Below are 12,019 nucleotides of genomic sequence, written 5' to 3'. Positions count from 1 at the left end.
AGTTGTACGGAGTCCATTTTCGGAACGGGGTGTTCTACTGTCGGAACACCGGCGAGATTTGAGTACCAAGCTATTTGCAGTTGCCCGGGATGGCCGCAGTGGGGCTGGAACCACGCTGCGGCCTTTCCCCTGAGTGAACCCAATTCTTTGTTGAGCCGTATCTGGCGGCGCAAATGTTTTCCTGCCGGGGGATTAGTGAGCATCCAAAGCATAGTGGCTGCAATATTGGAGCGCGAGCTGGCTGCGCGTGGCGTGCACTCGTTGAGGCATTCTGACTGCATGGAGATCGTTGAAAATCTACTCGTTCGCTTGGAGGAGCTGGACCAGGAATTGGCCGCACGAAACATCGAGCAAAGCTAGACACTCCTTCATCGAAGGAGACACGGCCCCGGCTTGGAGGGTCCTTTGGGGATCAGGCCGAGGGCCGCTCCGCCAGCTTGGGCGAGCTAGTGCGAATTCAAATGCCCGCGCGCCTTTCCGTTCCTCCAAAGCCTCAACTCGCGGCCCACTTCTTTGCCAGCTGTGTGCAAATGCGAAATGGCTTCGCCTTGCAATTGTGTCGGTCTTCTGGCGTACTGCTCAGATTGTCGAGATGTTTTTGCGGTCTTTATTATTTTGAGGTCGTGATGAGTATTTCTGATCGTATCCCGTATGCCGCTATCGCCTTGCATCAACGTTTCGCATTTCTAGAACATCAGATTGCCGAATTGGGCGTGTTGCGACACCGATTAATGCAAGCTGAGTTGCGACGCTACCTGTCGAGGTCGTGTCGGCGAGCTTCCGAAAAATCGCGCACACGCCGTCACAGTAGATAACCTTCCGCGCTCAACCGACAAAGAGTTGCCGGCTCCCGCTTGTAAGCCCAAGCTGTGGGAACACGTGAGTCGGGGGATTCATGGAACGGAAGCCGTTTGAGAGCATGTCGGTTGAAGAGCTGTGGCAACTCCACGCGGTCGTAAATGACGTTCTTGCCGTGAGGCTCGTGGCCAAAAAGCAAGAGCTGGAGCGACGGCTTGGCCTGCTCAACCGAGAAGACAAGACTCCTCGCAACTAGGCATTAAGAGAGATAAGAAAGGTGCCCTCAATTGCGCCTTTCCGCCGGCGGCTTCTTTTTTTGCCGACGATGAAGAGGCTAAAGATCGTCAGAGAAATTCTAGATGCTCAGCGGCCCGTCTCCACCATCAGAGCGGCTATCAGGCGAATTTCGTCCCCGGCTATCCTGCACACGAGCCGGAGCTTGATTCGTCATGCTGGAAACCGTTCTCATGTTGCTGGGGTCGGGGCCATGGCCCTCCCGCTCATTGCGTTCTGGGGATTGCACAGACACGGATAAGTCGCTTGTAGAATCGCTCTATGCTGGCTCAGCCAAACCTTACGGGGAAAGCAGGGAATGGTTAGGCCCGGCGCGTCTTACCGGACAAGGACGCGTCGGGCCGCGAGTGCGTAATCGCGCATTACGCAGGCTGGCGGCGCCATGCGCTTGGCAAAATAATTGAGGCCGCTTGCTGGCGCACTGCCGGGGGGCTTGCAAAGTCGGCTTTGGGCTAGGCGTCTTGGCAGGAATACTGAAGTTGTCACAAACGAGAACGAATGCCTCTTTTGCTTTTGTATCCTCGAAGCAGAAGCGAGTGCCGACCTCCGCCTGATCGATCCACCAATCGACGTTGCTGCCTTTAGCGATGCGGGAGGCTTCGCCGCGTAACAGGTCCAGTTGTCTTCCCGCAGCACGAACGATCAGGCAATTTTTCTCTTTGGACATAATACCTTCTCCAATGGCACAGGACGCCGAAGTCATTGGTACTAAGAGCCGTGAACACGAAGGCCGCAGCAGGAGGACTGCTGCTGCGGCCCGCGCGGTCAAAAATTCCGGGTGAAAAACGACTAGGTGAAATATGCGGCCAGCCCCGGTGCGATGATCGTACCGCAGCATCTCTGGCTCGCAATATGATCAATTTCACAATCGGCAGAAGGCTTAACATGCATCAGTGCGCCGGCTCTAAGGTCCATGAGGATCGGGAACAATCGGCAATCTGGGTGCGTTCGCCTCCAGCTCCGGGCGATGTCTCGGAGCGGACGCGTAGAACTTCCGGCCTCAGGGATCAACATCTGAGGCCGGCTTTTTGCAGTACCGCCTCGGCGCCAGTTTGATTTAGCGGTCGCCTATGCCATTTGGCAGATGAAAGGGTGGGGGTCGGAACGCACCGGGACATTGTGGCAATTCAGCGGAAGCTGGCGCACTGAGAGACGACCCCGGCGTGGGGGCCTGAGGGTTGATGCCGGGGCCGCTCCGCCAGCTGGAAGAAGAGAGCTAGCAAAACCTCCAATTTTTCCTCTGCGCGTTCGTTCCTCTAACGAGCGCTCGATCTCGCAAACTGCGGCGGCTTGCCGGTGCTAAAATCCGGTCTGACCTGAGCCCCTCGGTTGCCGCATCCGGCGCATACCAAACGCGGCTCGATATCAGACAGGCGAACATCGTCCAACCAACGATCGGCGCTGAGTGCAACGTTGTGGCCGCAAGGCAGTAGACCAGGACGTCGCGCAAACCCGTCTCGCGCATCTCGCTGAAAGTGAGTGGCTTCCCGGCCCTCGTCCACTCTCTCAGGGTGAGCACACGGTGCGGGAATCCTGGTGTCCGCTAAGGACGGTTATCGGATGTCAGAACCAGCTGATGAGTATGTCCGCTAAGGGCCCAGAAGCGGAAATGAAGCTGCACTAGAGCATCAACGGTCTCCGAGGCTCACGCGGTCTATGAGAGCCTCGACTTTGGGCAGTATGCGCGTGACGACCTCTTTGAGCCCAGTCGGATTGGGATGCAGGCCGCCCAGAGCCTTAAGCTGAGGATCGTCGACAAAGGCGTCGTCAAAAGCTTCGTAGAGCAGCACATTGTACTCGCCGGCAAGTCCGGCGAACATCGCAGCAAAGGCTTTCTCGTATTCATGCCCGAAGTTGGTGTGAGGTCGCGCTCCGCAAAGGAGGACGACAATTCGCCGGGATTGGAGGTTTTGCAGAATCGCCGCGAGCGCTGCGCGAGTGACGTTTGGATCGGTGCCTCTCAACATATCAGTTCCGCCCAGCTGCAAAATTACCGCATCGGTCCCGTCCGGGACCGCTCGATCCAATCTGGCAAGGCCGTTTGCAGCTGTATCATGAACAACACCGGCATTGAAAATTACAACTGCTTTTCCCTTGGCGCTCAATGCAAATTCAAGTTGGTCCGTAAAGCGGTAGCCAACAGCGATACCGCTACCGGCAGTGTGAGAATCCCCAAGCACGACAATTCTGACCGCCTTGTCTTCGGCACGACAGTTCTGGCTCGCCAGGCAAGACAACACTAAGAAAACTGCCGTGGAAACAATCATGGCAGGGCGAGAGACCATAGCGCGGAGGCCTTCCGATTGCGAGTCCATCGTGCTCTCCTAGTCGGTGAGCAAGCGTCTGCACGTTCAGTTCTAAATGCGACCAGCGGCTCTGGTCTTGTACCCCCGACGGACGGAGGACGCCAAAGAAACGGTTGAAATTAAGTAAGACAAGCGACTCACCTGATGGGCCGCTTTGGGTCAAAACCAGCGGTGGACGCCAAGTGGGATCGACGTCCGGTTTGCCCCTGACAGCCGACATGACACGCGCTCAATTGACCTTCGGCTAAGGGCCAATCAGTGACATTCGAGATGTAAGAGGCCGACGTCAGCAAGCGAATAGCCCTGCTTCTTATTGCTCCCGAACCCCTCCCTTCCTCAGCCCATCGAGAATGTCGTCGATCTCTCGACGAAACAGCGGGTTCGTTGACATTGAGTAAACAAGATCACGGTACCAGTGGACCGTGAAGTTTGGCCGCAGCTTGTTCAATTCAGTCAAGCTCCGCTTTGCCTGTTCCAATTGCCCCGTGGCTCCATAAGCCGATGTCAGATCTACATAAGCGTACATGTGCGAGTTGTTCAGATTGACCGAGCGCCCGCATTCCTCGATGGCTTCTCCATATTGATGCAAGTGCAAGTGTGCATGGCAGAGCCAGAAGTGCCATTGGAAAGCAAAAGGATCTCTGGGACTGAGACGGAGAGCCAACTGGACCGGCGAGAAGGCTTCACGCGCGCGCCCGGAGGCGACGAGTGCAATTGCTTTAGCAGCGTAGGCAGCTGGATTATTTGGATCAATTTCAAGCGCCGCATCGTATTCAGCCAATGCCTCCTCAGGACGTCCAAATAGAAGAATGGTTCCCTTGGTCGTATGAGCACTCGCGCTTGCCGGGGTTTTGGACAGAACTCTGTCGATGAGGTAGATCGCTTGCTTTTTGTCTTCAACAACGGACGAAGACCATCGATTGTTCACACCAGCCGCCAGACACCGCGCTTTGCCAATAATGGCTTCAACGTTGTCCGGATCGAGGCGTAGCGCGTTATCGAATAGGTCCATTGCCTGACCGTTTTGGATCTTCGACTGCGGCCCATAGAGTTTTGCCCAGCCGCGCATCGTGAAATCCGTGGCGTCGGGATTTCTCGAACGGTCCACTTCGCTGCGACGGCTTTCGGCTTGGATCAGTTCAATGTTAAGCGAGCGAGCGAGCCGCGCTGTGATCTGGTCCTGTAAGGCGGCGAGGTTCGTACGGTCGCCGTCGAAACGATCGGACCAGACGTCCCGACCGCTCGCGATATCCGTAAGTGATACGTTGACCCGAACCTGATCGCCGTTGCGCCGCACCGCGCCCTGGACCGCCCAGCGGATGCCAAGGTCCTTGCCGAGCGTCCTGAAGTCGATCTGCTTGTTCTTGTATGTAAACGCCGTTCCGCGTCCGATAACGAACGCGCCGGGCATTTGCGCGAGGTCGGTCGTCAGGTCGGTCGTGATGCCATCGGCGAAATAGTCCTGCTCCAGATCATTGCTGACGTTTGCGAACGGCAGAATGACAAGTGACAAGCGGGGAGCAATGTCGGGCCGGGCAGTGGCCTCCCTCTGCGTCTGTTGCTTGTCCGGAAACACGTCGGTGCGGAGCGTCTTCCACACAGTCCAATAGCCGACGAGGCCACCCGCGATCGCACCGATAGCCGCAATCGAAGCGAGCGCCCCGCCGATCATTTGCATTCGCACCCGGAAGCGACCCTTGAAGTTGCGAGTCGATGCCGATTGGTCCGGAGGTTCGTCGTCAGATGGCGTTTTGTTGAGTGGGTCACCATCGGATGCTGGTTTATTCGGTCGGTCGCTGGAGACTTCAGAGTCTGTCACCATTGCCTCCCCGCACGGGCCACACGCCCGGACGGTCGAACCTAGCAGAGTTTTGTGGCTTTGCGTTGGTCAAGGTTGCTGACTAGGTTCACGGCCCTTACAAGTTGTTGCGGTGATGTTGGAATGGACGTCCGCTTCGGGCCCAAAAGCCGACTCCGGCAGGGGTAGGGCGTTGCTCTCCTGGAGTCCGCTAAGGGCTCTTATCGGACTCCAGAAATTCGCGGCTAAGGCGTAGAGATGGGAGCTGGCAGTTGGGGTGCGTTCCCACATTGACGTGCGAGCGCCTCCCAGCCCACGCACTTCCCAGTCTGATTGCGATAGCCCGGACCACCATTGTCACCACAAGCCGCGAATGCAGACGCGCTGAATAGGGTCGCGCAGAATGTTTTGCGCATCGTTGCTTCGACATCAATTTGGGCGCTCGACCCGAGAGCCGACGAACTGGATAATTTCCTGGGCAGAATAGACGCCTTGAGGCGGCGGACCAGGAGTCAGCTTCAGCACGCGTACATAGACGTCCTGTCCCGGCTTGATCACTGTGTCGACGCTGCCCGGCGAGGTGGTCGTGAAAGCTTGATTGCCCACAAACGTAGTGTTGCTCGTCCCGGGAGTCACGATTGTCGAGGCCCGACTTGCGTCGGCTGCGCTGATAATCTGGAAGTGCGTGCCGCCGGCGGCTTGAGTAGTTTCCGCGGCCTTCAACAGAACGTAGTCCTGCACGGTGGCCGAGTTCGTATAGGCATTGCCTCGCGACTGAATGCGCCATGTGTCCGCAGTCATCTGCTGCGCGGCGACGCCGCCTGAAAATCCCATTTCTTGATATTTCGTGCCGCAGCCGCCCAGCGCCAGGCATAGCCCGGCGATCGCAATCCAACGCATTCTCGCCCCCGTTGGCGCTATCCAAGCGCAACTAGGGGGAGAGATCAATGCGACGGTCGCTGAATCGGTAAAAATACGGACGCCAGCTAAGACGTCAGTTGCTCGGCCTCGCTCGCCAACCGTTTTCCTGATGCGGAATAGTGGCAGTGATGTCGGTGTCTTTGCCCGAGGACTGGCGCCATGCCGCAACGCCGAAGCAGACGGTCAACGTCGGAGCCAGTGCTAACAGCAATACGGACAAGAACTGGCTCACGCCCGCACTCCGCAACGGTCCAACGTGGCGAGCACGTCCAGGTGATTCGGAAATGCTGTCGTCTTCCCCAGGGGCAGTTTTCCCAGGTTGTAAAACGGTGGATTAGCGGCTTCGACCTTGGGACCCGCCGCAGCTCAGGAGCTAATGGACCGGAGAGCTAGTGCGAGGGATGAGGCTAGAAGGTTGGCAAGTTTATTTTTTCAGAATAAGGCCCATTGCGCGTGCCATTCTCCTCACGGAGCCGGCATGCCGACCGAGTAGCGCCGCTATCTCCGACACGACACGGCGACGCGCGAGCCACGCAAGCCGCCTTCGCTCAGCCTCAGTCCATTCCTTTGGCTTAGACGATCTCATTCCGAAATGATCGAATGAGCTCGATGCGAGCGATATTGGGAAATTTACGGGTGGCGGCGAGCGATAAGTCGCGCCAGGGCGCCCGAAAAAGGGCTGCATTAGCATTAGTGGGGTTCGAGCCGCCCGCTTAAAGCCGCCCGCGACCCAAAATCCCATCCACCAAGGATGAACAAGAGCATCGGCGGACCCCAGGAGCGCCCTTCCGCAGCGCAACTATTTATCTGGAGCTCTCGCGGGCATGGCCCACATCTCTCGCTCCGCGATTGGCTGCAGCAGGAAGTTGTGGCGTTTGAGAATGGCGGGCGCTTCTGCGAGAGTTTGATCATGCAGTGCGAGGAAGATCGCCGTTCTCTGCTCTGAGAGCAGACGGGAGGCTCCAACGAACGCGCGTGTTTCGGCTCCTTCTATATCCATTTTGATTAGATCCGGGACAGGAAAGTCGTCCAGCACAACGGTCTGAACAGGGATTCCCGTTTCGGCGAGCGTCCCCATGTAGCCGTATTTCCCGAGGTGCGCATTGATCTCGAAGAAGGCCATCCCGCTTTGGTCGGAGACGGCGGCTTCGATCAGATCGACGTTTTTGACGCGGTTGATGTGCAGGTGCCGGCGAAGCTTCTTTGCATTTTCCGGATTAGCTTCGAAGGCAAACACCCGGCCATGATGCCCAACAAGCCGAGAGAGCATCAGCGTGTAGTATCCTGCGTGCGCACCGACGTCGAATACCGTCATTCCCGGTTTCACCCGTGCAGCGATCGATTTTGCGATGACGCGTTCGTATGTGCCGAGCCAGCAACTATGATTACCAGCCCCGACAACCCATTTCAGGCCACGGTTCGGTCCCATCAGGATTCGCGCCACAGCGGTTGGCGAGACGATCTGCAATGGCAACCGCAGGAGCCATCCTAACGGCTCGTTCGGGGCAAGCATCCGGCGCGCCCTCCATGTTTCGACTGAGCCACAGCTTGTCGCAACAAGAGAGCGCATCCTGCCACCGCGACCCCGGTGGAGCAACCGCGACCGCGAACGGAGCTCGCCGAGCGGGGGACGGGTGATCCCTTTCCGGAAGCGGCGAGAGCCCTAATGCAAGACCCGACTGGCCTCTGCGAGCCGGACCCTTTCTCTCAGCTCATCGAGCTCCTCGATCTCGTCCAGCAATTTCACTAGCTCGCGGGCGATATGTGTCAAACTGGGCTTCGGGCGTCGTAAGATACGCTGTCGCTGTCCCATCGATGCACGCCTCCATGCTCTGGGAGGTTCAATTGGCAAAGAGCGTGCCACCCCATGAAGGAATAGATTTTTTAAGCAACCGTCGGAGCTTGATGCTTCCGCGCAACAATCTCAGGCCCGCCGGTTCGGGCTGGCGGCCTTCCAGCCTGTCCAAGGCCTCCGCGAGGCGCCCCGATTTGCGCAGCGTCCGCTGAGCCAAGGTCCGGTAGCTCCGTTCCATCGTTTCAAGATGGTGGCGCGTGAAGGCGTTCTTGGCCGTTTCCAGCACCTTCCAGTATCGCTCCGCCCGTTTGAGAGTATTCGTCTGGGGTCATCGTTGGAAACCGTTGGAACAAGTGTACAATATGGCACTTAGACTCGCTCAATGGTTTGGTGATAGTAGTGGACCGCGATTTTAAGAACGAAGTGCTTTCGAGCTTTGACCCTAGCCCGGTGAGGCCCTGCGGCGAGTGTGGCAGGAAGCCCGGCTCCGTGTTGAAGATGCTAAACCCGCAAAACGGTAAAATCGTGCGAATGTTCAAGTGCCAATGCGGCGCGCAGACTTAGACCGAGACCAAAGAGTAAGGCCGCCTCAGTGGGCGGCCTAATCCCCATGACTGAAGTGCACAGACCATTCAAGCCGTCGCGTGATTTAAGTTTGTGAGCATACCGAGCGGTCCTAGAGGGAGGACGCTGTTGCGCTTGATAGGGGCTCGGGCGGACCCTCTCCGAGCTCCGCCCTTGAGGAGTAAGGCAAGGCCGCCCGGCTCAGAGACGGCCCCGGCTTCAGTGGGGCTGGAAGGATGGGCCGGGGCCGCTCCGCCGGCTCCATTGGGCGCGAGCCAGCGCGGACTCAAGCAGACTGTGCCTGGGCCGGTTCCTAACGCTAAGAGGTTCTGCCCGGGCGTCAGCAGCCGCACATAGGTGCCGCTCTCATGCAGCTCGAGCTAGCCCTTTTCGACAGCGCACCTGACGCCGGCGCCGAACTCCGCGCCGCTTCCCTTGAGCGTGGAGAGGAAAGGGTAGTTGATCTTCTCGATGTGGATACGGCCGTCCTGGACTGGCTCTATGCCCGGCGAGCTCGAGCAGCTTGCGGGCTGCGGCTTGTGGATCGGCAAAAGGGCGTTCGGTAACGTGCTTCATCGCTGGAATCAAAACCTCAAGCGCCCATGCTTGGCCTGACTTGCCCGCGACTGTCATGCCAGTTCGGGACGATATGCACAGATCCTGCGGCGCCGCATGCTGAGCAGACCATGCGCAAGCCGACGCGCGACCAAGGCTGATCTTGCGGGAGTGTGTCGAGCCGCACGTCGACCCTGCGATCGCAGCGGCCGTTCAGGCACTGGATGCTGCAGGTCACATGGCCGTCAGCCAGCCATTCAGCGGGGCTGCGGGGCGGATAGTGACCGGCCCATTTTTGTGTATCGACGGCGAGCGTGCATGCCGCCATCAAAGCGGCATCGTAAGTACCTCACAAATTATCGATTCCTAGTAGGTCGAGGCGCGCGCGAGCTACTGCGCGTCGTAGGTAGGGGAAAAGTCGCTTGAGGCTCCGCCGACCTGCCAGGTGTCCCCTGAGCCGACGAGCGAAAATGAAGCCGCCGGGCAAACATTGAGAGCGATTGCCGAGGCAGGGCCACTATTAGTGATTTGATCAACTGCAGGTAGAGAGCGCGCAGAATGATTAGGCCGAATTTATTTGCTTCCATTGCTCTGGCTTTGGTCGGAGGCGCTGTACAGGCTCAGCAGGGCACGCCTCGCAACCCTCAGAAATTGGAAAGCGCCAGCGGCTCGCTACCGAACGTGGTTATTCGAGTGCGGGCGGAAGGGAAAGGGACAAGGTCGCGCAAAGCGGCAGTTCGTGATCGCCTGTATGCATGGGAAGCAAAACTGACCAGGCGCTTTGTCGAACGGCCATCTTCGGAGACCCACCGGTTCACGCTTGCCGCCATATGGCGAAGGCCGCAGCGGGAGGTTAAATCGCCGCGGCCCTCGCGTGGTCAAATGAAGCCGGGTTCAAAGGACCAAGTGAAATATGCAACCAGCCCCGGTGAGGAAAATTCTGGCCTAGCTTCGTCTCGTTTGCAAAATACAAATTCGGTAGAACAGAAGTCCATGCAGTGGGCATTTCGTTCCAAGAGCGGAACGATTTTGCTAATCTCCCCTGCGAACCCGGAGCTTGGCGCGTGCGAAACCGCAAACCAACGTTTGGCTCGACCGCGGGTGAAATCGCAACCGAGCTTGGAAGGTATATTGCGTCCGTTAACGTGTGGCCCGAGACATGGGACTTTTGCTCCGAACCGAGAGGAGCGGTGCACAGAGACGAAGACGTATAAGTCGCTTGTAGAATCGCTCTATGCTGGGTCAGCCAAACCTTACGGGGAAAGCAGGGAATGGTCAGGCCCGGCGCGTCTTACCGGACAACGACGCGTCGGGCCGCGAGTCCGTAATCGCGCATACGTAGGCTGGCGGCGCCTTGCCCTTGGCAAAATACGCGTTGGCTAACGAGCGCTCGAGGTTGCAAATTGAGGCGGCTTGCCGCTGCTGAATCCTGCATCCGCATGAGTTGGCGGCGTATCAATAGAATGCGACGGCGATACGTTTTTCTTTACGCCAGACGACTGAACAGCGACGTGGGTCACCGTCCGGAATGACAGTCAGCGCGAATTCGTCGGGAATCTTTTCATTTCCTGCAATATCAAGGGCGGCACCGTATACAGAGATGCTGCGGATCAAGCAATTTGCTTTTGAACGGCCGAAGCTGATTGAGCCGGACTTTGGGTTGCGTGTCGAATGAGAACTGTTCTGCTCCATAGCTTTTCTCCGAGAAAAGGGTTCGCCCCGCAGAGCGCACGTCGATTGTCGTCGCACCTGCTGCTTCAAAAGAGTTCGTTAGAATCTCGGTAGCCGATCCAACCCGGCGTGGCTTAAATAAATACCACATTAAATTGGACTGTTACATTAAATCCGCTTTTTAAATAGAATTTAATCTAAAAATTAGCTAAAATGAGGTCCTTAGGTTGTGGGAGTTACGCGAGACTGAGAGACCGCCAGTCGCTTGAGGATCTAAGGATGCACCGCCAGCGCCTGGCGGTCGACCTGAAAGCCTGGGAGAGCTTTGATTGCAGGTTGGCGATTGCCCAGATAGAGCGAGACATCGCGGCGATAGACACGGGGCTGGAGGCGTTTTTCGGGTCTGAGGCCAATTAGGCTAGCGGGCCAACCCGGTGGCGGCGAGCGCGCAAGCGAGGGCAAGTGCTGCGATCTTTCATCACGGCTGCCTCGCACTGGTTTGGGGATCCTCGTCCGCGCTCAGCCTGACGTCGGAGGAGATGATCTAAGCTTCGCGCCGCCGGCTATTCGCATATCCAGGAACTACCAGCCGGAAAGATAAAGACCTACAAGGCCGTCAAGGAAGGCACCGCGCGCTCGCTAATCGTGGACAGTACTGGTCACATTGCAGAGGTGGCGAGGTAGCTAGACCGGCAGACGAAGCCAGACGTCTTTACTGGACAGTGTGCCGGTTGGCGTCGCAATCTCCATATCGACGACGCGAAACGACCCATGACTTTCGTAAACGTAGCGAAGGTGCCAGACCGGACCGAGCTCCGGCGAAATTGCGAAGTCGTCCAACGCGCGTGTGATGTTGTGAACGGCATCGCGTCGCCCGATCGGTGCGGAGAACATCGTCTCTATCAGCGCGGCCAGGCTCATGCCGCCGACCAGCATGGCTCGTGCAGCTTCGTCGCCGTGAGAAAGCCGGAGGGCGGTCACGATGACGGCAATGGCGTCGGGGTTCTTCAGAGCCACAGCAGGTTCGCTTCGCCAGCAAAAACATGATGCCGGATGCCGCCCGTTTCATGCAAGCGACATCGAGCAGTCGCCAATATCTCAAGTGACAAATGCTAACGGCCCATCCGCACTGGTGGAATGCGGGCGCCGCCTTCAGGGTCTAGTCTTGTGGGTCGTTTCCCTTCGGTTCCTGCAAGAATTTTGGCATGTGTCCACGCGCATCGCGATCGCGCAGGGCGGAGCGTTCGGACGGGTCGCGGCCGAGCTTGGACTGCAGCTCGACGAGGTCGGTGAAGACGTCGGCCTGGCGGCGCAGCT

10 protein-coding genes and 1 pseudogene are annotated in these 12,019 nt (G+C 57.9%); 2 read left to right on the top strand and 9 right to left on the bottom strand.

Going from position 1 to position 12,019, the window contains the following annotated elements; translation table 11 throughout:
* Positions 1 to 360, top strand: a 360-nt coding sequence (locus tag AC0L27_RS40065) for a hypothetical protein (RefSeq protein ID WP_473323523.1), incomplete at its 5' end; no start/stop codon positions are given.
* Between the two features lie 1,012 nt (positions 361 to 1,372).
* Here the strand turns inward: AC0L27_RS40065 and AC0L27_RS40060 are convergent.
* The 7 genes from AC0L27_RS40060 to AC0L27_RS40030 form a co-directional block, all read right to left on the bottom strand.
* Positions 1,373 to 1,759 (bottom strand): hypothetical protein, encoded by a 387-nt coding sequence (locus AC0L27_RS40060; RefSeq protein WP_473323521.1) that lies wholly within the window; start codon positions 1,757 to 1,759, stop codon positions 1,373 to 1,375.
* A gap of 961 nt (positions 1,760 to 2,720) precedes the next feature.
* Positions 2,721 to 3,407, bottom strand: coding sequence for a GDSL-type esterase/lipase family protein (locus AC0L27_RS40055; protein WP_473323519.1), 687 nt, complete (start codon positions 3,405 to 3,407; stop codon positions 2,721 to 2,723).
* 301 nt (positions 3,408 to 3,708) lie between these two features.
* The gene (locus AC0L27_RS40050; protein WP_275169715.1) at positions 3,709 to 5,220 is read right to left on the bottom strand and encodes a tetratricopeptide repeat protein; all 1,512 of its coding nucleotides are present in this window, start codon (positions 5,218 to 5,220) and stop codon (positions 3,709 to 3,711) included.
* A gap of 405 nt (positions 5,221 to 5,625) precedes the next feature.
* Entirely contained in the window at positions 5,626 to 6,096 is a 471-nt protein-coding gene (locus AC0L27_RS40045) for a CC0125/CC1285 family lipoprotein (protein WP_275169716.1), read from the bottom strand.
* An 820-nt stretch (positions 6,097 to 6,916) separates the two neighbouring features.
* Positions 6,917 to 7,630 (bottom strand): FkbM family methyltransferase, encoded by a 714-nt coding sequence (locus AC0L27_RS40040; protein WP_473323517.1) that lies wholly within the window; start codon positions 7,628 to 7,630, stop codon positions 6,917 to 6,919.
* A gap of 328 nt (positions 7,631 to 7,958) precedes the next feature.
* Complete coding sequence (locus tag AC0L27_RS40035) at positions 7,959 to 8,198, bottom strand: hypothetical protein (protein ID WP_275169718.1); 240 nt, start codon at positions 8,196 to 8,198, stop codon at positions 7,959 to 7,961.
* 2,288 nt (positions 8,199 to 10,486) lie between these two features.
* A complete protein-coding gene (locus AC0L27_RS40030) occupies positions 10,487 to 10,723 on the bottom strand; it encodes a PilZ domain-containing protein (RefSeq protein WP_275169719.1) in 237 nt (78 codons plus the stop codon).
* Between the two features lie 258 nt (positions 10,724 to 10,981).
* On the opposite strand from AC0L27_RS40030, the gene AC0L27_RS40025 reads away from it, so the two are divergent.
* The gene (locus AC0L27_RS40025) at positions 10,982 to 11,119 is read left to right on the top strand and encodes a hypothetical protein (protein WP_342761033.1); all 138 of its coding nucleotides are present in this window, start codon (positions 10,982 to 10,984) and stop codon (positions 11,117 to 11,119) included.
* 267 nt (positions 11,120 to 11,386) lie between these two features.
* Here AC0L27_RS40025 and AC0L27_RS40020 read toward each other — a convergent pair whose 3' ends face one another.
* Entirely contained in the window at positions 11,387 to 11,719 is a 333-nt protein-coding gene (locus tag AC0L27_RS40020; RefSeq protein ID WP_275169721.1) for a hypothetical protein, read from the bottom strand.
* A gap of 142 nt (positions 11,720 to 11,861) precedes the next feature.
* Positions 11,862 to 12,019 (bottom strand): annotated as a pseudogene (locus AC0L27_RS40015) (LabA-like NYN domain-containing protein); the annotation flags it as partial.

Source organism: Bradyrhizobium sp. Ken51 (assembly GCF_055807435.1).
The sequence above is the reverse complement of the archived record's forward strand: the minus strand, read 5'-3'. Positions and strand labels throughout refer to the sequence as shown.